Raw genomic sequence first — 22,419 nt, forward strand, 5'->3', positions numbered from 1 at the left:
TCTTTATTTTACTACATATTTGTTAATTGTCTCGATTAGATTTTCAATATTTATTTCCAATGTTTCCCCTGTTTTACGTACTTTTACTTCAACAATACCTTCGCTTGCTTTTTTCCCAACAGTAATACGTAGAGGAAGACCGATTAAATCAGAATCGGCAAATTTGACACCTGGGCGTTCAGCTCGGTCATCAAATAAAACATCGTAACCACTCTCCTGTAAGGTTAGGTATAACGATTCAGAAAGGGCTTTTTGTTCTTCATTCTTCATGTTTATCGGAATCAGATGCAAATCATATGGTGCAAGATTTGATGGCCAAATTAAACCATTTTCATCATTAGATTGTTCTGCTACTGCAGAAAGGGTTCTTGAAATTCCAATACCATAGCAACCCATGATGATAGGTTGTGCTCTTCCATTTTCATCAAGGAATGTAGCGTCCATAGCTTCACTATAGCGTGTACCAAGCTTAAAGATATGACCAACTTCGATCCCTTCAGCAAAAACGATTTTTCCTTGTCCATCTGGAGAAGGATCTCCTTCTTGAATATACCGTAGGTCAGCATATTGAATGTCAGCAAAATCACGATCTGGATTCACATTCACAAAATGATAATGCTCTTTATTTGCACCACAAACACCATTAACAACTGATGCTACGGCATGGTCAGCAATTACAGTAATGTCTTCAGACACATTAATTGGACCTAGTGAACCGACTGTACAACCCATAATTCTTTCAGTATCTTCTGCAGTTGCTAATTCAACTGTTGTAGCTCCAAGTAAATTTTTTACTTTTATGTCATTCACTTCGTGGTCCCCACGAGCTAATACTAGCACAAACTTATCATCCACTTGGAATAGTAATGATTTGATACATTTTTCTGCTGAAACATTAAGATAACCCGCTACCTCTTCAATCGTTTTTATATCGATTGTTTCTACTTCTTCTAAATCTTTTACAGGCTCATCACTTTTTGGGTATTCCATGATTACTGGAGCCATTTCAATATTCGCTGCAAATGTGGATGTATCTGAATAGGCAATTGTATCTTCCCCAATTTCAGAAAGCACCATGAATTCATGAGTGTCTGTTCCACCCATCGCACCTGAATCCGCCATGACTGCTCGGAAGTTCAATCCACAACGAGCGAACACATTAGAGTAGGCAGTATACATTTTTTCATAAACATCATCTAAACTTTCTAGATCTGCGTGAAAAGAATATGCATCCTTCATAATAAATTCACGGCCACGTAATAGTCCGAAACGTGGTCTTTTTTCATCTCGGAATTTAGTTTGGATTTGATAAAGAGTAAGTGGCAATCTCTTATATGATTTAATTTCATCGCCAACAATGCTAGTGATGGTCTCCTCATGCGTAGGACCCAGTACAAAATCACGCTTATGACGGTCATGTAATCTCATGAGTTCTGGACCATATGAATACCACCGACCAGATTCTTGCCATAGTTCTGCAGGAGTTAAAGCAGGCATAAGAAGTTCAGCAGCACCTGCACGCTCCATTTCTTCACGGACAATTGTCTCAATTTTTTGTAGTACACGTTTTGCTAATGGGAGATAACTATACACGCCACTAGCATTTTGTCGTATAAAACCTGCTCGAATTAAGAGTTGATGACTTTTGATTTCAGCATCTGCTGGTACTTCACGTAGTGTAGGTATAAGTGTCATACTTTGTTTCATATCTTGCACCTCATTATAATTTCAACTTAAGTTATCCCGCATTAACGGGTGGAAAGACTCCCACATGAGTGGGTCGCAGGCAAACAATTAGAGGGGAAACAGAATTTGAATCCCCACACTAATTAAGGTTTACTTTATAAAAAGAATCTTTGAATATCATTCCAAGTTACAACCAACATCAACAGCATTAGTAATGCAAATCCGATAAAATGAACCATACCTTCCTTTTGCTTGTCAATTGGTTTTCCACGTACAGCCTCTACTGCAAAAAACACTAATCTTCCACCATCAAGAGCTGGCAATGGTAAAAGGTTGACAATTCCAAGGTTGATGCTAAGTATAGCAGCCCATTTCATCACATAATAGATTCCTGACTGAACCACTGTATCGGTTGAAACATATATTCCAACTGGCCCTGAAAGCATATCAATGGAGAATTGTCCAGTTATAAGCTTTCCGAGTCCTAATAAAATTTCTTTTGTCCACATAAAGGTTTCCATCACGCCATGTTTTAACGAAGGTATGACAGATTTCTCAACTGGACCATATACACCTATGATGCCAATTGTCTGATCTTCTAGTTGTTGCGCTTTTGGTGTAACGGATATTTCCAGAAGCTCACCATTACGTTCGACAACAAATGGAATTTCCTCTTCTGGATGTGCACGAATTATCTCCACAATTTCGTTCCAGCTAGATACTTGTTCATTGTCGACCTCACGAACAATATCCCCTTCGTGAAGACCAGCTTGAATTGCAGCACCGTCTTCTGTTAATTGACCTAAGATAGGTTTATCAACTGGAGTACCTTGTAACAATCCAAGAGCGATTAAAATAACAAAAGCTAGTACAAAGTTCATTGCTGGCCCAGCAGCAATTGCCAATGTTCGTTGAATTAACGTTTTAGAGGCGAATTGACGGTTATATGGAGCAATTTGAGTCTCTTGTCCATCTACAACAAAGAAGGCAGTCTCACTAACTTCAAATCGCTTTAAAGTCTCATCTTCTCCATCTTCATACCCTGAAATAAAGAGATTATGTTCCAAATCTGCTTCTTCTACTTCTATGACTCTTAAATCTGGATATTTGTCTTTATTGTTTAAGATAATTTTATCAACTTTCCCAAGTTTATCGAATAATAAGCCGATATTATGCCCTGGTTTAATATCTATCATTTCTGGATCTTCGCCAGCCATTCTAACATATCCACCAATTGGGAGGAGACGAATCGTATAAAGTGTTTCATTTCTAGTAAAGGTAAATACCTTTGGTCCCATCCCAATTGCAAATTCACGGCAGAGAATTCCTGCTCGTTTTGCTAACATGAGATGTCCCCACTCATGAACAAATACGAGTACACCAAAAATTAATATAAAGGCTATCACAGTCTCCACATATTTAACCACCTTTTGTTAGTTGACTTTATTCTTTATTTTTTCTCTACTAACTCACGTACATATGCCCGTGTTTCTTTATCTACCTGTTGAATAATATCCAAACTAGGGTTTTGGATGGTCTGATGTTTCTCCATTGTTTCCTCAATCATTTCTTCAATTTCTAAGAATGAAATTTTCCCACTCAAAAATCCTGCTACGGCTTCTTCATTAGCTGCATTCAATACAGTTGGTAACGTCCCACCTGTTTTTCCTGCATGAAACGCTAATCCAAGGCATCTAAACCTGTCGAAGTCAGGCTTTGAAAAATGCAGTTTACCGATCTCCCAAAGTTTTAATCTATCCTTAGAAGCCGACATTGGTAAACGATCAGGATATGAAAAGGCATATTGGATAGGCACTTTCATATCTGGTGTTCCAAGTTGAGCGATGACACTACTGTCTTGAAACTCAACCATAGAATGTATAATGCTTTCTTTATGAAGAAGAACCTCAATTTTTTCATAAGGAAGATTAAACAACCAGTGAGCCTCAATGACCTCTAATCCTTTGTTCATCATTGTCGCAGAATCAATTGTTATTTTTGCACCCATTGACCAGTTCGGATGATTGAGTGCATCCTCAATCGAAACTCCCTCAAGTTCCTCACGAGTTCGGTCACGGAAACTCCCGCCTGAAGCAGTAAGAATAATTTTGTCCACATTCTTTTCATTTTCACCCTGTAAGCATTGAAAAATAGCAGAGTGCTCACTATCAACAGGTAAGATGTCAACACCATTACGTTTAGCTGCATCCATAACAAGATGACCTGCTGTTACTAATGTTTCTTTGTTAGCAAGAGCAATCGTCTTTTTTGCTTCTATTGCTTTAAGTGTTGGCAGAAGACCTACACTTCCCACTACTGAGTTAAGTACAATTGTGGATTCTTCAAATGTAGCAACTTCGATCAGTCCTTCATCACCATAAACAAACTGAATGTCACTTTCAAATTCATTTCTAAGAATTTCAAATGTTTCTCTTGATTTTACAGAAACAAGTTTTGGAGAAAACTTACGTATGATTTCTCTTCCTAGTGTAATATTCTCTCCTAATGACATCGCTACAAGCTGCAGTTGATCTGGATGTTGTTCAATCACATCCAATGTTTGCTGCCCAATTGAGCCTGTCGCACCTAATAAACTTATTTTTTTCACAAACTCACTCCCAATTTACAACCACTACTAAAGGATAACTCGTAAAAAATAAAGAATCGGTAGAATAAAAAGCATACTATCAAACCGGTCTAATATACCACCATGACCAGGTAAGAGTGTTCCTGAATCCTTTACCTTATAGTGTCGCTTCAATGCAGATTCTACTAGATCCCCAATTTGTCCAAAAATTGACACGACTAATGTCACAATAAATAAGGAAATAAAGGAATCAAATAAATCTGCAATCATGTTAAAAATCAATGCAAAAACAACTGCAGTTACAATTCCCCCAATAAATCCTTCAATTGTTTTATTTGGACTTATTTCTGGCCAAAGTTTATTTTTACCCAACTTTCTACCAACAAAATAGGCACCTGAATCAGTTGTCCATATAACAACGAACGCATAAAATATATATGCTAATCCCAGCGCTCTTATTTCAATCATATAATAAAACCCAAATCCAATATATAGCGCCGCTAAAATAATAAGTCCAGCATCATCAAAGCTAAAGTTATTTTTCGAAATAACAGTATACGTCAAGATAAATAAGACGATAAGGAGGACCAATTCAATTTTCGTAAATTTTAAAGTCGTAAAAAACTCATTATACTCACTAGGTATTAAAATAACCCACAACAAGATAAGGGATATAATCCCTGGGATAGATGCAATATGAATGTGCTTCATTCTCAATAGCTCAAAAACTGCTATTGCCCCCATTAAATAGACCAGGATTGTAAATGGGATACCTCCAATAATCACAATAGGTATAAAGACTGCTGCTGCAATTATCGCTGTAATAATTCTTTGTTTCATTGTATCATTCCTTTTTGAAAACGGATTGGTGATTACAATTATAAACCACCAAATCGTCTACCTCTCTTTTGAAAACCACTTATTGCCTCTAACAAATGTTGTTCCTTAAAATCAGGCCATAATACATCGGTGAACCAAAATTCTGTATATGCAAGCTGCCAGAGCATAAAATTACTTAGTCGAATTTCCCCACTTGTTCGAATTAATAGATCAGGATCTGCTAATCCTGCACTCATTAAATACCCTGAAAAAAGTTCTTCATCTATTTGTTTATGTATACGACCTTCCTGATAGTCCGTAACGATATTGTTTACCGCATCTAAGATTTCTGCGCGGCCTCCATAATTTAGGGCAAAGTTTAAAACCAAGCCAGTGTTATGTTTTGTATCGTTTACCGCTTTATCAACCGCTTGTTGAGTATGTGCAGGTATCGCATTTTTATTCCCCATAATTCGGACCTGTACATTTTCTTCAATTAACTCTGGTAGGAAGGTTCCCATAAATTCTTGGGGAAGTTTTAATAAATAATTAACCTCATCCTCTGGACGCTTCCAGTTTTCGGTTGAAAACGCGTAGACTGTTAACGTCTTAACTCCTAGTCTACTAGCAAGTTTTGTCACCTTTTTAACAACCTTCATTCCTTCATGGTGACCAGCAGTTCGTGGCAATGATCGTTTTCTTGCCCATCTACCGTTACCGTCCATTATGATTGCTATGTGATTAGGAATTGGCCCCTTTGCTATTTCCTCTTCCGAAATAGAAATAGGCTTTTTCTTCGCCTTTTTAAATTTTTTAAACATGAATAAGTCCTCCAACACCCGTATCAATCCATTTTACCATCTAATTGGTCGAGGTAACTAATTAGTAGACAGTATTAACAAAAAAACCCCCTGTAAACGTAAGAGGGTCTTTTTACAATATATTGTACATTGAAATGGATTAGACTTCCATGATTTCTTTTTCTTTTTCTTTTGTAACAGAATCAATTTTATTAATAGATTCATCTGTAAGTTTTTGGATATCCTCAGTCAGACTACGTAATTCGTCCTCTGTGATTTCACCGTTTTTCTCAAGTTTCTTCAATTCATCATTGCCATCACGACGAACATTTCGAACAGCAACCTTTGACTCTTCTGCATACTTCTTAACAACCTTCACTAATTCACGTCGTCTTTCTTCAGTTAGTGGCGGGATTGAAATACGAATAATAGAGCCATCATTTGTTGGGTTTAAACCTAAATCAGCCTTTTGAATCGCTTTTTCCATATCACCTAACACTGACTTGTCATATGGTTGAATGACAAGCATTCTAGCTTCAGGAACATTAATAGATGCTAATTGATTTAATGGCGTAGGTGCACCATAATAATCAACAGTAACTTTATCAAGAATAGCTGGATTCGCTCTACCAGCTCTAACAGTTGCTAGTTCACGAGATAACGCTTGAACTGCTTTAGCCATTTTATCTTTCACTTGGTTTATCGTATTATTTGCCATAAAGTTATTTCCCCCTTACAATCGTTCCAATATTTTCTCCGAGTACAGCACGTTTAATATTGCCCTCTTCCATGATTGAAAAGACGATTAACGGAATATCGTTGTCCATACAAAGTGAAGAAGCTGTGGAATCCATTACAGCTAATCCTTCTTTGATGACATCTAGATAGGATAAGGTCTCGTATTTTACAGCTGTTTTATCTTTAGTTGGGTCTGCAGTGTAAACACCATCAACATTATTTTTCGCCATTAAAATAACCTCTGCCTCTATTTCAGCAGCACGTAGCGCAGCAGTTGTATCAGTAGAGAAATAAGGATTTCCTGTTCCTGCTGCAAAAATTACAACTCGTTTCTTCTCAAGATGACGAATTGCTTTTCTTCTTATGTACGGTTCTGCAACTTGACGCATTTCAATGGATGTTTGAACACGAGTTTGGATACCTTGATTTTCTAAACTATCCTGCAATGCTAAGGAATTCATTACTGTTGCAAGCATTCCCATATAGTCGGCATTTGCACGATCCATACCCATCTCACTTCCAATTTTACCTCTCCAGATATTTCCACCGCCAACTACTACAGCAACTTCCACTCCAAGCTCAGCAATTTCCTTCACTTGTTTGGCTACAGACTGGATTACAGATGGATTTATGCCAAATCCCTGCTCACCCGCTAATGCTTCTCCACTTAATTTTAACACTACACGTTTATATTTGGCATCGCTCATTGAATAAAAAACCTCCATCTTTATAAGAAAAGTACATTGCGCCTATCTATGGGAACCAACTAACAGAAAATCTCTAAAGAATTGTCTTATAATTAGTCAGCCATGGCGTCAGTACTTGATTTAAAGCTAAACCTTTCAAAAAGAGGGAACACATGATGTGTTCCCTGTTTTCTTTTTACTTCTTCACTTGGCTCATTACTTCTTCAGCAAAGTTATCTTGACGTTTTTCGATACCTTCACCAACTTCGTAACGAACAAAGCTCTTTACAGTTGCACCCTTAGATTGTACATATTTACCAACTTTGTGGTCAGGGTCTTTAACAAAGCTTTGGTCAAGAAGGCAAATGTCTTCGAAGAATTTACCAAGACGTCCTTCAACCATCTTCGATACGATATTTTCAGGTTTTCCTTCATTTAACGCTTGTTGAGTTAGTACTTCACGCTCGCGCTCAACTTCATCCGCAGATACTTGATCACGTGAAACATATTTAGGATTAACAGCAGCTACATGCATTGCAACGTCCTTAGCAATATCGCTATCTGAAGTTCCACCTAGAACTGTTAGAACTCCAATACGACCGCCCATGTGAAGGTATGCACCAAATGCATCACCGTCTTCTTTAGTTACAATTTCAAAACGACGAAGTGATAATTTTTCACCAATTTTTGAAATTGCAGCATTCACATGCTCAGCAACAGTTGCACCGTTGTCCATCTTTTGTTCTAATGCTTCCTCAACTGTAGCTGGTTTATTTGCTAATAGGTGAGATGCTAGTTCTTTTACTAGAGCTTGGAAACCTTCATTTTTTGCAACGAAGTCTGTTTCAGAGTTAACTTCTAAAATGACAGCTTCATTACCTTGTACTTCGATAGAAGTTAAGCCTTCAGCTGCTACACGATCACCTTTTTTCGCAGCTTTCGCAATACCCTTTTCACGAAGGTAATCAATTGCTTTTTCCATATCACCATCAGTTTCTGTAAGAGCCTTCTTACAATCCATCATACCTGCTCCAGTTTTTTCACGGAGCTCTTTTACCATTTGTGCAGTAATTGCCATTATGTTTTCCTCCTTATTTGCTACTATGTACTACTATTTGTTCAATTTCAAATAACTGTTAGATAGTCTTCTTCTATTATGACTTAATTTGCGGAATTATATAATTCTTAGAGAAGCGTTACATGCAATCCTTTAAGTAACAAGTATACGATAACAATTCCAAACGTATTCAATACCTTCAGAAGAGGTTGTCTTATGACCTGTTAACCAGTTGCATCTGAGTTAGACATTGTCTTTAAAAAAGGTGATAAAAGGCATAAACCTCTTATCACCTTTCGCTCATTAAGCAGATGTTTCTTCACCTTGTTTAGCTTCTAGGATAGCGTCTGCCATTTTTCCTGTTAAAAGCTTAACCGCACGAATTGCATCATCGTTTGCAGGAATTACATAATCAATTTCATCCGGATCACAGTTTGTATCAACGATACCAACGATCGGAATATTGAGTTTATGTGCTTCAGCAACAGCAATACGCTCTTTACGAGGGTCAATGATGAATAAAGCATCTGGTAATTGCTTCATATCTTTAATTCCACCTAAGAATTTCTCAAGACGTTCTAATTCTTTCTTAAGTCCTACAACTTCTTTCTTAGGTAAAACATCAAAAGTACCGTCTTCTTGCATTTTTTCAATGTCTTTTAGACGTTTGATACGCTTTTGAATTGTTTCAAAGTTTGTTAATGTACCACCTAACCAACGTTGGTTAACATAGTACATTCCAGAACGCTCAGCTTCTTCTTTAACAGAATCTTGAGCTTGCTTTTTTGTACCAACAAAAAGCAAAGTTCCACCGTTACCTGCTAATTCCTTTACGAAATTATAAGCTTCCTCAACCTTTTTTACAGTTTTTTGAAGGTCGATGATGTAGATACCGTTACGCTCTGTGAAGATGTAACGTTTCATTTTTGGGTTCCAACGGCGTGTTTGGTGACCGAAGTGAACACCAGCTTCAAGCAATTGCTTCATAGAAATTACTGACATGTGTAAATCCTCCTAATGGTTTTTTTTCCTCCGTCCATATCATCTTTAAACAAAACTGTTTGTACAGCACCATTTGCTTAAATCTATGAACGTGTGTGATAACACCAAAAATTAATATATCACAATCAAAACATGAGAGCAAGAAAAATTAGTTGTTTTGACGAAATTTGTGTAAAAGTTCAACTTCTGTTTTTCCTTTTTTTAACTTTTTTGCAATTTCCTCATAAGAAAGACCATGCTTCATTAGGATTTCGATATCTTTGACAAGATTATCTACATTTTCCTCCTGATCTTCTGATTGAACTTGCTCAGACTTTATTTCTACCTTATCTAATTGTATGTTATCTCCGTGATCTGAATAAGACGGTAACATGTCTTGAAGCTCATCTGATGTTAGTTCTGGCTCTTTAAAATAGAACGAATCCATCGTACTTTCTCTATTTTCGAGGTTGTCTTTTTCTTTGTATTTATGTAAAGTTTCAGTTTCATCCTCATTATTCTCTGTTGACTTTTGTATTTGTTGAATTCTATTTAAAAACACTTCATTGTCTTCTTTAATTTCCATTACATATGAAGTGATCACACTTTCAAATTCTTTAAGTAATCGCTCTTGTTTAATCTCTATATCTTTTAGTTGAGTAAATTTAAGATATAGAAGAATAATTAAAAAAAAGGCTAAGGCAATTAAGGCAAAACAAAGTATAAATAATATGGTTATCATTCAAAATCCCTCTATCCTAAAAAATCAATAAAATTCCCCTTATAAGGATGGTGTTCTTTATTTTCTTGTTCAGGATTTTGCACTTTATGTGTTCGTTGTTCTGGATACAATTTCGATGTCTGATCCTTATGTAAGTGTGCATTTTCTGTTTCGTTGCTCTCGTTGACAATGGTTCTATTTCTTTTTTCTATCTTTTCCGCTTCCGAGAAAATATGCTCTTGCATGTGCTGTCCGCGCGTTATTAGTTGTTCATGAATTTTCCCTACATCTTGTGTTCTAGGAAGCGCAACTTGCAATTCAACTAATTTAAGACTCAATTTATTCACTTCTTCCTACGCATATTTTTTACGAAAGGCAATGGATTGAAATCTATTTATTTACTAGTTGCGCTATATCATGATGTAAGAGAATGACTGATTTAACCTGACGCTATTTTAAAACACCCTTACCCTTTATTAGTGGATGTGTTTCTGTAATATCTCTTTAAGCTTAAAAAGGGCCTTCGAGTGAATTTGCGAAATTCTAGATGTTGATAATCCCATAACCTGACCGATTTCAGTTAAGGTGAGTTCTTCTTTGTAAAATAGACTTATAATTAACTGTTCTTTTTCATTCAACTGTTGAATCACATGAATCAATTGGTTTAATAATTCTTTTTTCACAACATGTTCTTCAGGAGTTAATGTTGTATCGTCCTTGATTGAAAACGCTGATTTATCACTACCTTCTTCATCATGTTGATATTCATTCATTGAGAGTACATTTGCAAAAAAGCCTTCATTAATCGTTTGATATACTTCTTCCTCGCTCATCCCAACCTCAGTTGCAATTTCTGGAATCGTTGCGTTTCTCATCAAGTTTTGTTCGAGTTTTTCTATAGCAGCTTCTACTTTTTTTGATTTTTCTCTTGCACTTCTTGGCAACCAATCCTCTTTTCTAAGACCGTCAATTATCGCTCCTCGAATTCGGAAGGATGCATATGTATCAAATTTTAAATCACGAGAAGGATCGAATTTTTCCAGAGCATCATATAAACCGATCATCCCTAGACTATTCAACTCATCTCTGTTCACACTTTTTGGAAGCGTAACCGAGATCCGTTGTACATGATATGAAACAAGTGGCATATATTTTCTGACAAGGGCATCCCCTGCATCGGTATCTCGTGAGTCGGTCCATTTTTGCCAATATTCTTGCGTGTCTGTAGATGATAATCTGGACATTCTACTCCTCCTTTCGCTTATTTTTTGCAATGTTACCTGTTTAAATTTCTTTTGTACCTTTATTGACAGTACGAATTTTAAGAATGGCTGACATAGGGTCAAATTCAATAGTACGACCATTACTTCCCCCAACATCGGACGCGACAAGTGTAATATTAAGTCTTTCTAATTCAGCTTTAACGGCATCGACGTTTCGTGGACCGATTCTCATAATATCACTACCTGATTGGAATTGAAACATTTGGGAGCCACCAGCAATCTTGGCTTTTAATCCCATGGGTCTACCCCCAATTGTAATAATTCGTTGTATTAGTTCCTCAATTGCAGTATCAGCATACTTGGCGGTGTTCAAGTTACCCGCTTTTGTAGATGCTGAACTCGGTAACATGATATGGGCAAGACCTGCTACCTTCTTAGTTTGATCATATATTACAACACCAACACATGATCCTAGGCCAGATGTTCGAATTAAGTCTGGTGCAGCAACGACATTCATGTCTGCTATTCCGACCTTTATTACCTGCTTTGACTCAATCATGTGTATGAACTCCTAAAGCGGTGAAGATTTTTTCAAATGAATCGGGATCAGGTAAAAGTAAAAAGTGCCCATTAACATGATTGTTTGCATGATCTTCTGATTCATTTATAGCAGTTTCAATGACAATAGCAAAATCACTAACCTGTGAAAGTTCCAATAAACCGTAACCAATGATTGCACCCACCATATCTACTGAATATCCTGGAACAGAAGGATATACATTTAATCCAGTAAAATCTGATAATGATGTGAGATACGAACCCGATAAAATATTTCCAACCTCTTGGAAAGCAGAAATGCCCATTTCATGTTGAACATCACTTAAAAAAGAGAAGCTTTCATCCCCTATTAAGTCCTGAATAAGTTTTGTTGCTTGAGGTAGTTGCAAAATAAAAAACATATTACCTGTCATATCTCCTTCGAACCGAAGGTAGATTGCTGCAACAACATTTTCTGCTCCCCCAGCAAATTCCATCATCTCATCAAATGAAACAATTTTCACATCGGGTACTCGCATATCAATTTTACGATTTAGAAGTGTTGAAAGGGCTGTAGCGGAATGACCTGCTCCAATATTTCCAATCTCTTTTAAAATATCTAAATGAGTCAAATTAATACGTTGGAAAAATGACACATCCATCACCCTTCGATCTTACTAACTCTGTCTGGATTAAGAACCTTATCTAAATTTAATAAGATAAGTAATCTTTTATCTAGTTTTGCCACACCTTCTAAATATTCAATCTCAACACTACCTACAATTTCTGGTGGTGGCTCAATCGTGTCCATTGAGATATCCATAACATCATTAGCTGTATCTACAACTACTCCTACCTCTACATCTTCTGTAGCAACGATAATAATTCTGGTACTATCTGAATAGTCAGTCTCAGGCATACCAAAACGAGTTCTTAAATCAATGATTGGGGTTACAACCCCTCTTAAATTAATCACACCTTTTACATAAGGTTCTGTTCTAGGTACACGCGTGATATGTTGTACCTTTTCAATTGAGCGAACCTGGGATACAGGGATTGCGTATTCCTCATCTAGAAGTGAAAATACAATTACCTTTAACGCAGTTGCTTGTTCAGACATTTAATTTCTTCCCTTCAACCAATAACTTTTATTCTGTTAAATTATTTTATCAATGCATTACAATCAATAATTAAGGCAACTTGTCCATCGCCAAGTATAGTTGCTCCAGATATCGCAAATACATTCGACAAATAGTTTCCTAGAGATTTCAATACAATCTCTTGTTGTCCAATGAAAGAATCTACGATAAGACCAGCCGATTTATCTCCTTTTTTCACGATCACAATTGATAGGTAATCATCCTCTTCATTGGAAATGGGGACTTCAAATATCTCCTTCAAGTCTACTAACGGTACAACCTTGCCTCTGAAATCAATTACCTTTTGGTTATGTGCATGCAGAATATCGCTTTTCTTAATAATGGCCGTTTCGATAATTGAAGAAAGTGGTATTGCATATTTTTCATTTTGAACCTCAACAAGCAATACTGAAATAATTGATAATGTAAGTGGTAGCTGGATTGAAAACATTGACCCTTTTCCTATCTCTGATTGAATCGTAATCGTACCGCCTAAAGCTTCAATCGTATTCTTCACAACATCTAAACCAACACCACGTCCAGATACACCTGACACTTTTTCGGCAGTTGAAAAACCTGAAGAGAAAATAAAATCAAATACTTGACTATCTGTTAAAGACTCGCCTCCTTTTGCAGTAACAAGTCCTTTATTTATAGCCTTTTGAATGACTTTATCTCGACTAATTCCAGCGCCATCATCTTCAATCTCAATAAAGACATGATTTCCACTATGATAAGCTCTTAAAATAACAGTCCCAGTTTCTGACTTTCCAGATTGTAATCGAACATCTGGAGTTTCAATACCATGATCTAGCGCATTTCGTAAAAGGTGAACAAGTGGATCACCAATTTCATCAATAACTGTACGATCTAATTCTGTTTCGGCACCGATAATTTGAAGATCAATTTTTTTATTCAAATCCCTCGCTAATTGACGAACCATTCGTGGAAAACGATTGAACACTGTTTCAACAGGAACCATTCTCATGTTGAGGATAATATTTTGCAAATCTCCAGAAATTCTAGACATTCTTTCAACAGTCTCATTCAGCTCAGAATGATTGAGGTCTTTTGATATTTGTTCTAATCGTCCACGGTCAATGACTAATTCTTCAAAAAGGTTCATCAATATATCTAGTCTTTCGATATTTACTCTAATCGTTTTGTGATTACTTCCATTCTTACTATTAGACTTTGGTGCGTGGTTTGTCTCTTTTTCAGTTTTTTCGTGTTCCACTTTTTCAACAAGGGCAGGAGCAACTTCAGCTTGTGCCTGAATCAGTTCTTTTGGTTGACTCGTTGTCTCCTTTGAATAAAAGTACTGAACGACTACCTTATCTATTTCAGAAACCTTCATTATACGTTTTTCAATATGTTCTGCAGATTCCATAGATAAGAGGGTTACAGTAAATTCATTTTGAAATTGCTCCTCTTCTAGTTGATCCACAGATGGAATAGACTTGATAATCTCACCGACTTGTTCAAGAACCTCAAAAACCATAAATACACGAGCTGCCTTTAAAAGACAATCATCAACTAAACTTATTGTGATCTCATAACAATTAAACCCTTGTTCCGTTGATTGTTGTATCACCGTTAACTCAAAATCATCATAATTAGCCTTCGCAGCTGGATGTTTACTTTCAGCATTCATTTCTACCGTAGTAGATGTATTAAGCTCCGTGTTGTGTTCTCCACTTTCAATTTTCTTTAGTAATAAGACAACATCTGTAACATCCTTTTTTCCATCACCACCGTCGGCAATTGAAAAAATCATTTCTTCTAAATAATCCACAGCTTTAAAAACAACATCTAAAATGGATGGTGTAACTTCTATTTTCATATTACGAATAGCATCGAGCACATTTTCCATCTGATGGGTTAGACTAGCAAGGTCCTCATAGCCCATTGTTGCAGCCATTCCCTTTAATGTATGGGCAGAGCGAAAAATTTCATTAACGATTGTAATATTTTCAGGTTCTTTTTCTAAATGTAATAAATGCTCATTACAAGCCTGGAGATGTTCTTTACTTTCTTCAATAAACACCTCTAAATATTGATCCATTTCCATCACGTAACACCCCTTTGCCTATGTAAATTTAAGTATGGAATCTGCAATGGCCTCTAAATGTTCAACTCGATCTACTAAATTTGTTTCTATTGCTGCCTTTGGCATTCCAAACACAATAGAAGTTTCCTTTGATTCTGCAATCGAAATCACTTTTCCTGTATTCTTCAGTTTAATTAATCCTTGAGAACCATCTGACCCCATCCCCGTCATGATTACAGAGATTTTTTGAATTCCATCAATTTCACTTATCGATTCAAATAAAACATCAACAGAAGGTCTATGCCCATTCCTGATTTCACTTTTATCAATATTGACAGCGAGGGTTGTACCAATTTTTTTAATTTTCATATGGGAACCACCAGGTGCAATATAAGCCGTTCCAGCCTTTAGAAACTCTCCATTTTCTGCTTCCTTAACAGTAATCTCACATAAACTATTAAGTCTGTCGGCTAATGATTTTGTAAAACCCGCTGGCATATGCTGAACAATTACAACGGGAGCAGTGAAATTTTTAGGTAATTTAGGAAGAACCTCTTGTAATGCTCTTGGTCCTCCTGTTGAAGTACCAATACAAACGATTTTTTTAAAACTCCCACGATCTACTAGTTCTATTTTACTATAATCTATCATTCTAGTAGTAGGAGTTTCTTGTATACTTAATGGCTTTTTCAACAATTCAACATTAACTTTACCCGCTTGTAGTACTTTTGTCACAATTTCATTCTTGATAAGGTGAAGGTCAATCGAAATAGATCCTGATGGTTTTTGAATAAAATCAACAGCTCCATACTGGATGGCTTGTAACGTGTTATCTGCCCCATCCTTTGTTGTACTTGAAAGCATCACAACTGGGCGAGGAAAGTCACTCATAATTCGTCGTAATGCTTCAATGCCGTTCATTTCAGGCATCTCTACATCTAACGTAACTACATCAGGATTCAGTTTTTCGATTTTTTCCAAAGCATCATTTCCATTTCTTGCAGTGCCAACAACTTCAATTCTTAAATCTTCCTGAAGAAAACTAGTAATAAGTTTTCTCATAAATGCTGAATCATCTACAACAAGTACATTTATCTTGTTCATTGTCGTCTCCTATCTACCACGTACGAAAAAACGCTGTAACTTTGATATAAAGGAACTTTGTTGATTCTTATTAATGTGTTGCTCGTTTCTTATCTCTAAATACTTTTTACATATCTCCATTAAACTCTTACTAACCCCAGCATTCGGTGCATAAAGCAAAAATGGTTCTTGGTGAATGACAGCCTTTTGAACGGTTTTATCGTCAAGTAAAACACCTAATATTGCAACTTCTTTAATTAAGAATTGCAACGCTGCTTGCTTCAGCCTTTTTGAGGTTTGTATCCCACTTGTCTCCTTTTCAGCACGATTTACTAGTAAATACATTGGAATAGACTGGTCAAACATACAAATATATTTCATGGCTGAGTATGCATCAGTAATTGATGTTGGTTCAGGAGTTAAAATGACAAAGATTTCATCCATAGCCAATAGAAACTTAACATTTTCTTCCGTCATTCCAGCGCCCATATCAAATATAACGTAGTCATAATCTGTGAGTAGAACTTGCAATTGGTTAATCAAATAATCAGATTTTTTATTGTCGAGTTTAAAGAGAGTCGGTAAACCGCTACCTCCCGCAATATAATCAATTCCTTTTGGGCCTTTCATTATGATATCGTTAATGGAGAGGTTATTTTCAAATAAATCAACTATCGTGTGACGAGCAGTAATTCCCATCAAAAGATCAATATTCCCCATCCCAATGTCCATATCAAATAACAAGACCTTCTTTTCAAATTGCGACAAGGCGATGGAAAAATTAAGTGATAGATTTGATTTACCTACACCCCCTTTTCCACTAATGACCGCTATTGTCTTCGGTTGATTTTGGTTATTCTTTGATGCTAATTTTTTACGAAGAACTTCAGCTTGGTCCATCATCATTCATCGACTCCAAGTATCGTATTTGCGATTAAGTTAGGTGTGGCAACGACGATATCATCTGGGACATTTTGTCCATTCGTTAGATAAGCGACACCAACCTCTGAATCTACAATTAAATTCATCATTGCTCCAAAATTTGTTGTTTCATCAACCTTTGTAAAAATAAACTTATTAATATCAATTTTCGAGAATTGTTCATATATTGCTTTCATGTCACTCATCTTGGATGTTAACGAAAGCACCAAAAACGTCTCCATATCACTTGAAAACTGAATGAGATTATTTAAGTCATCTACATACTTTGCATTACGAAAATTCCTACCAGCCGTGTCGATAAATACAACATCATAATCCTTATATTTATCTTTTGCTTGTTTAAAATCGTCAAATGAATAACAAACCTCCACTGGAGCACCTAGAATTTTCGCGTATGTTTTTAATTGCTCAATTGCTGCAATACGGAATGTATCTGTGGTAATAAATGCAATGCTTTTGTTGTCCTTCAACATACAGTCCGCTGCAATTTTAGCAATCGTTGTTGTTTTTCCGACACCAGTTGGACCAACAACATTAATGTATTTTTTATGATATGTCACACCACCATAATCTAGTTCAGATATCCTCGATAGGAGAATGGTCTTTGTCCATTCTTTAACTTCTTTAAATGAAGCCTCTTTTGAAGATTGATACCATTTTTCCAACAAACTAGACATCAATTCTTTTCGAATTGTTGGATCAATCTCTTGTTCGTGCAACAATTGATTTATTTCCTGAAGAGGTCCTGTGTAAGGATTCAGGTCGGAGGATAACTCCTTCATGGCTGCCTTGAGTTCCTGAATTTCTTTGGATATCTCTTCAGAGGTGTTGTTTGTAACTTTTGTTTCATTTTTAATAACTGGTTTTTGAGCTATAGGCTCTACAGCTTCATTTTTTAGTTCGGTATTAGGTGCATGTTTATCTTTTTCTTTTATTTGCATCTTTTGATTTCTTGTAAATTCTGAATCAATAGCCGCGATCACTTCAAAATTTTTTTTTCGAAACAGACCGAAAAAGCCTGGTGTCTGAACAACCTTTGAATTTAAAATAACCGCTTCACTACCTAATTCAGTACGAATCAATTGCATTGCTTCTGGCATAGAAGATGCAATGAATTTTTTTACCTTCAATCTATGTTCACCACCCCAACACTTTGAACTTCTACATTCGCCTCAAGCTCATTATATGAAAGCACAGGAATCTGTGGGAAATACCGTTCAATTAACTGTCTTACATACATTCTAACAGCAGGCGAGCATAATAAAATCGGTGTTTGTTCTTGAATACTTACAGACTCAATCTGTTTTGCAATTGATTCAATAATTGATTGTGAAACGCTTGGCTCAATTGATAAATAGTTACCGTGTTCTGTTTGCTGAACACCATCAGCTATTGCTTTCTCCACCCTACCTGAAAGTGTGACAACTTTCATAGTCTCACCTGAGACAATAAATTGGTTTGTGATTTGTCTAGCTAGTGATTGCCTTACATATTCTGTTAATAAGTCCGTATCTGTTGTCATTCGACCATAATCTGCCAGAGTTTCGAAAATGATCGGTAGATTTCGTATTGATACATTTTCTTTCAGCAATTTGGCTAATACCTTTTGAATATCCCCGACTGCGAGTGGATTAGGTGTCACTTCTTCTACTAAAATAGGGTAAGATTCTTTTAAATGATCGATTAATTGCTTTGTTTCTTGTCGACCAAGCAATTCATGGGCATTTCTTCGAATGATTTCGGTAATATGCGTGGACACTACAGACGGTGGGTCCACTACCGTATATCCTTGCATTTCTGCTTGATCTTTCATATCCTCGGAAATCCATTTTGCAGGCAATCCAAACGAAGGTTCAACTGTATCAATCCCTTCTATCGAATTGTCATCATACCCTGGGCTCATTGCCAAGTAGTGATCGAGCAACAGTTCTCCTCTTGCCATCTCGCTTCCTTTTATTTTTAAACGGTATTCATTCGGTTGTAATTGAATATTGTCCCTAATTCTTACGACTGGAATGACAAGACCAAGTTCTATGGCTAACTGTCGACGGATCATAACAATTCGATCTAAAATATCTCCACCTTGATTTGTGTCTGCCAAGGGGATCAAACCATATCCAAATTCGAACTCAATCGGATCCACATTTAGAAGATTAACAACACTTTCAGGGCTCTTAAGATCTTCTACTTGTACTTCTTCTTCCGTTTCTGGTTCGATTTGAATTTCCCGATCTTTATCTTTAGAAATCATATAGGCACCAATAGCTAATAAAGCTGAGATAGATATCGTTAATAAATCATGAATAGGAGTGAACAAACCTAGTAGGAAGATTGTACCTGCTGTAACATAAAGCATTTTTGGATATGCAAATAATTGCTTCGTAATGTCGGTTCCTAAGTTACCTTCAGATGCAGCACGAGTTACAACAATACCTGTTGCAGTCGAGATAAGTAACGCGGGTATCTGACTTACAAGCCCATCCCCAATGGTTAATAGGGTGAATTTAGAAATGGCTTCTTGAAATCCTAATCCATGCTGTGTCATTCCAATAATAAAACCAAATATTAAATTGATAAGTACTATGATAATCCCTGCAATGGCGTCACCTTTCACAAATTTACTTGCTCCGTCCATTGCCCCGTAAAAATCTGCTTCTCTGCTTACCTTGTCACGGCGTTCACGTGCTTCTTTATCCGAGATCATGCCAGCATTCAGATCGGCATCAATACTCATCTGTTTTCCTGGCATAGCATCTAGTGTAAAACGAGCAGCAACTTCTGATACACGTTCAGATCCTTTTGTAATAACAATAAATTGAATCACAATGAGGATTAGAAAGACGACGAATCCCACAACAACATTCCCACCAACAACAAAGGTACCAAAGGTATGTACAACTCCACCAGCATCCCCTGTAGCAAGAATAGATCTTGTTGTAGAAACATTTAACCCTAATCTAAATAAGGTTAATAGTAGGAGTAATGATGGAAAAATGGAAAATTGAAGTGGTTCCTGCATATTCATAGAGGTTAAGAGGACCAGCAATGCAAGAGAGATATTTATCAATATTAAAATACTTAACAACCAGGATGGAAATGGGATGATAAGCATTGCAACTATTAAGATCACACTAAGTAAAACGGATAATTCTCTTGCTCGCATTATTTTCTCTCCTTTAAATCAAAAAACACAAGATGAGGGTGTTATACAAACCACTCAAAAACAAAGTATTGCTCATACTTTTTCCTTTAAGCGATACACATAAGCTAGAATTTCTGCTACTGCTTTAAAATATTCTTCTGGTATCGCATCACCAATTTCAGTTCCAGCATATAAGGCTCTAGCAAGTGGCCTGTTTTCAATAGTAGTAATTTCATATTCTGCCCCAATTTCTTTAATACGTTGTGCAATAAAATCAACACCCTTGGCCACTACAAAGGGGGCATCCATTTTAGATTCATCATATTTAAGAGCAATCGCATAATGGGTAGGGTTTGTAATAATGACATCTGCATTTGGTACTTCCTGCATCATGCGACTCATTGCCATTTCACGTTGTTTCTGTTTTATCTTTGATTTAATCAGAGGATCCCCTTCGGTCTTTTTATACTCGTCTTTAATATCCTGCTTTGACATTCGAATGTTTTTTTCATAATCAAAGCGTTGATATAGATAGTCTAAAAATGAAAGAAATAACAGTGCCCCACCCGCAAACAACCCCATCTGTACCGTCAGTTTAGCAAGTATAATCAGAGCGGCACCAACGGTTTTCTGGGGTAGAGACAAAATATCTTCTATACGGAACCAAAGAATGGCGAAAGTCACACCACCTACAATAACTATTTTTAATATAGATTTAATGAGCTCAACAAGTGCACGTATCGAATAAATACGCTTAAACCCCTGAATCGGATCAAGTTTACTGAGTTTCATATGAATCGATTCCGTTGAAAACAAAAAACCGACTTGCATGAGGTTAGCTGCAACCCCAGCGATAAGGGCAACTATCATAATAGGTGCTAACACAATTGCTGCTTCCAATGATAATTCAATAAAAACCTGTTGAACACTTTGTTCTGTAGGCGTAATGGATACATATTGAGTGAATGAATGTTTTAAAAAAGCTAATATACGATCAAGTAAAAAGCCACCAAAAACCATGAGAGTAAAAAAAACGGAAAGGAGCAAAATTGCCGTATTTACATCCGCACTTTTTGCAACCTGCCCTTTTCTTCTAGTTTCTTGGCGTTTTTTAGGAGTAGCTTTTTCTGTTTTTTCACCTGCAAAAAATTGTAGGTCAAGACGAATATAGTGCATTTAGCTTCCTCCTAACAATTCCAATAAACCTCTCATCGTTAAAGCAAGTTGGTCAACCAGAACCCCAACAAGCATGAAAATCATTGTCATTGCAATAAACATTATGACAAAACTTACCCCAATTTTTAGTGGTAGACCTACAACAAACACATTTAACTGTGGAACCGTTCTTGCCACAATTCCTAAAGCTATGTCAACTAAAAATAACGCCCCTACTACTGGCATTGACATTTGAAATGCAATAATAAACATCGCACCAAATGCCTGTAAAATAAACTCCACTATATTTTCATCACCAAACGGAAGGGTTGCCTGCTCCATCGGGATGAATTCATAACTGTAAAAGATACCATCTAATAACAAATGATGACCATTGATAGACAATAAAAACAAAAGTGCAAACGTATATAAGTATTGTCCCATCAACGGACTTTGCGCCCCTGTTTGCGGGTCGATCACATTTGCAATAGCGAACCCCATTTGAAAATCAATAAATCCACCTGCAATTTGAATGGCCGCAAAGATTACATAAGCAACTAAGCCAACCATTAATCCGACCATTGCCTCTTTAAAAATTAACATGATAAAATACCCGTCAATTTGAAGAATTGGTTTTTCCATTGACAGGAACATGATCCATGAAATAAAAAATGCAAGTCCTACTCGGTGTGAAGCAGGTAAGGTTCGATATGAAAATAGTGGCATTGTTACAAAAAAGCTAGTAACCCGCACTAATACAAGCAAAAATGCAGGGAAATAGGTATAGACCTCTGTCATTTTTTCATCCTACAAATCTTGTTAAATTACTAAAAATATCGTGTGTATATGCAACCATTCTTGAAAGCATCCAAGGGCCAAAAAACACTAATCCCACAAGTACTGCGATAATTTTTGGAATAAATGCCAATGTTTGCTCCTGAATCTGTGTTGTTGCCTGGAACACACTGACAAGTAATCCAACAAATAGAGCTACCAGTAAGAGAGGACCACTAATCATTAAAGTTGTATAAACACCTTGTTCTGCCAAAGAAATTACTGCTTCAGAACTCAAT

23 protein-coding genes are annotated in these 22,419 nt (G+C 36.5%); all 23 read right to left on the bottom strand.

What is annotated here, in order from left to right; genetic code table 11:
* Positions 1–3 precede the first annotated feature (3 nt).
* On the bottom strand, positions 4–1,707 hold the full coding sequence (locus ACWPVE_RS21240) for a proline--tRNA ligase (RefSeq protein WP_453996880.1): 1,704 nt from the start codon (positions 1,705–1,707) through the stop codon (positions 4–6).
* Positions 1,708–1,841: 134 nt separating this feature from the next.
* Positions 1,842–3,101 carry an RIP metalloprotease RseP gene (rseP, locus tag ACWPVE_RS21245; protein WP_453996882.1) on the bottom strand — a complete coding sequence of 420 codons (1,260 nt, stop codon included), beginning with the start codon at positions 3,099–3,101 and terminating at the stop codon, positions 1,842–1,844.
* A gap of 35 nt (positions 3,102–3,136) precedes the next feature.
* Positions 3,137–4,294: a 1-deoxy-D-xylulose-5-phosphate reductoisomerase gene (locus tag ACWPVE_RS21250; RefSeq protein WP_453996884.1), complete on the bottom strand. Its 1,158-nt coding sequence runs from the start codon at positions 4,292–4,294 to the stop codon at positions 3,137–3,139.
* A 27-nt stretch (positions 4,295–4,321) separates the two neighbouring features.
* On the bottom strand, positions 4,322–5,113 hold the full coding sequence (locus ACWPVE_RS21255; protein WP_453996886.1) for a phosphatidate cytidylyltransferase: 792 nt from the start codon (positions 5,111–5,113) through the stop codon (positions 4,322–4,324).
* A 38-nt stretch (positions 5,114–5,151) separates the two neighbouring features.
* Positions 5,152–5,913 carry an isoprenyl transferase gene (locus tag ACWPVE_RS21260; RefSeq protein WP_453996888.1) on the bottom strand — a complete coding sequence of 254 codons (762 nt, stop codon included), beginning with the start codon at positions 5,911–5,913 and terminating at the stop codon, positions 5,152–5,154.
* Between the two features lie 139 nt (positions 5,914–6,052).
* Positions 6,053–6,610, bottom strand: a complete 558-nt coding sequence (frr, locus tag ACWPVE_RS21265; RefSeq protein WP_453996890.1) for a ribosome recycling factor — start codon at positions 6,608–6,610, stop codon at positions 6,053–6,055.
* 4 nt (positions 6,611–6,614) lie between these two features.
* On the bottom strand, positions 6,615–7,337 hold the full coding sequence (pyrH, locus tag ACWPVE_RS21270; RefSeq protein ID WP_453996892.1) for a UMP kinase: 723 nt from the start codon (positions 7,335–7,337) through the stop codon (positions 6,615–6,617).
* Positions 7,338–7,512: 175 nt separating this feature from the next.
* Positions 7,513–8,394, bottom strand: coding sequence for a translation elongation factor Ts (gene tsf / locus ACWPVE_RS21275; RefSeq protein WP_453996894.1), 882 nt, complete (start codon positions 8,392–8,394; stop codon positions 7,513–7,515).
* A 282-nt stretch (positions 8,395–8,676) separates the two neighbouring features.
* Entirely contained in the window at positions 8,677–9,375 is a 699-nt protein-coding gene (rpsB, locus tag ACWPVE_RS21280) for a 30S ribosomal protein S2 (RefSeq protein ID WP_453996896.1), read from the bottom strand.
* A 148-nt stretch (positions 9,376–9,523) separates the two neighbouring features.
* Positions 9,524–10,096, bottom strand: coding sequence for a hypothetical protein (locus tag ACWPVE_RS21285; RefSeq protein WP_453996898.1), 573 nt, complete (start codon positions 10,094–10,096; stop codon positions 9,524–9,526).
* Positions 10,097–10,107: 11 nt separating this feature from the next.
* Positions 10,108–10,413, bottom strand: coding sequence for a hypothetical protein (locus ACWPVE_RS21290; protein WP_453996900.1), 306 nt, complete (start codon positions 10,411–10,413; stop codon positions 10,108–10,110).
* Positions 10,414–10,551: 138 nt separating this feature from the next.
* Positions 10,552–11,319, bottom strand: coding sequence for a FliA/WhiG family RNA polymerase sigma factor (locus ACWPVE_RS21295; protein WP_453996902.1), 768 nt, complete (start codon positions 11,317–11,319; stop codon positions 10,552–10,554).
* A 40-nt stretch (positions 11,320–11,359) separates the two neighbouring features.
* Positions 11,360–11,857, bottom strand: a complete 498-nt coding sequence (locus tag ACWPVE_RS21300) for a chemotaxis protein CheD (protein WP_453996904.1) — start codon at positions 11,855–11,857, stop codon at positions 11,360–11,362.
* Positions 11,850–12,491: a chemotaxis protein CheC gene (locus tag ACWPVE_RS21305; protein ID WP_453996906.1), complete on the bottom strand. Its 642-nt coding sequence runs from the start codon at positions 12,489–12,491 to the stop codon at positions 11,850–11,852. Before ACWPVE_RS21305 ends, ACWPVE_RS21300 begins: the two co-directional genes overlap by 8 nt.
* A 5-nt stretch (positions 12,492–12,496) precedes the next feature.
* Positions 12,497–12,955, bottom strand: coding sequence for a chemotaxis protein CheW (locus ACWPVE_RS21310; RefSeq protein ID WP_453996908.1), 459 nt, complete (start codon positions 12,953–12,955; stop codon positions 12,497–12,499).
* 41 nt (positions 12,956–12,996) lie between these two features.
* Complete coding sequence (locus ACWPVE_RS21315) at positions 12,997–15,045, bottom strand: chemotaxis protein CheW (RefSeq protein WP_453996910.1); 2,049 nt, start codon at positions 15,043–15,045, stop codon at positions 12,997–12,999.
* Between the two features lie 18 nt (positions 15,046–15,063).
* A complete protein-coding gene (locus ACWPVE_RS21320) occupies positions 15,064–16,128 on the bottom strand; it encodes a protein-glutamate methylesterase/protein-glutamine glutaminase (RefSeq protein ID WP_453996913.1) in 1,065 nt (354 codons plus the stop codon).
* Between the two features lie 9 nt (positions 16,129–16,137).
* Entirely contained in the window at positions 16,138–17,013 is an 876-nt protein-coding gene (locus tag ACWPVE_RS21325; RefSeq protein WP_453996915.1) for a MinD/ParA family protein, read from the bottom strand.
* Positions 17,010–18,179: a flagellar biosynthesis protein FlhF gene (flhF, locus tag ACWPVE_RS21330; RefSeq protein WP_453996917.1), complete on the bottom strand. Its 1,170-nt coding sequence runs from the start codon at positions 18,177–18,179 to the stop codon at positions 17,010–17,012. Before flhF ends, ACWPVE_RS21325 begins: the two co-directional genes overlap by 4 nt.
* Positions 18,176–20,212: a flagellar biosynthesis protein FlhA gene (gene flhA, locus ACWPVE_RS21335; RefSeq protein WP_453996919.1), complete on the bottom strand. Its 2,037-nt coding sequence runs from the start codon at positions 20,210–20,212 to the stop codon at positions 18,176–18,178. The genes flhF and flhA overlap by 4 nt, the downstream gene beginning before the upstream one ends.
* Positions 20,213–20,284: 72 nt before the next feature.
* Positions 20,285–21,367, bottom strand: coding sequence for a flagellar biosynthesis protein FlhB (flhB, locus tag ACWPVE_RS21340; RefSeq protein WP_453996921.1), 1,083 nt, complete (start codon positions 21,365–21,367; stop codon positions 20,285–20,287).
* Positions 21,368–22,144, bottom strand: a complete 777-nt coding sequence (gene fliR, locus ACWPVE_RS21345; protein WP_453996923.1) for a flagellar biosynthetic protein FliR — start codon at positions 22,142–22,144, stop codon at positions 21,368–21,370.
* A gap of 4 nt (positions 22,145–22,148) precedes the next feature.
* On the bottom strand, positions 22,149–22,418 hold the full coding sequence (gene fliQ, locus ACWPVE_RS21350; protein ID WP_453996925.1) for a flagellar biosynthesis protein FliQ: 270 nt from the start codon (positions 22,416–22,418) through the stop codon (positions 22,149–22,151).
* Position 22,419: the final 1 nt, after the last annotated feature.

This window comes from Bacillus nitroreducens (assembly GCF_964021195.1).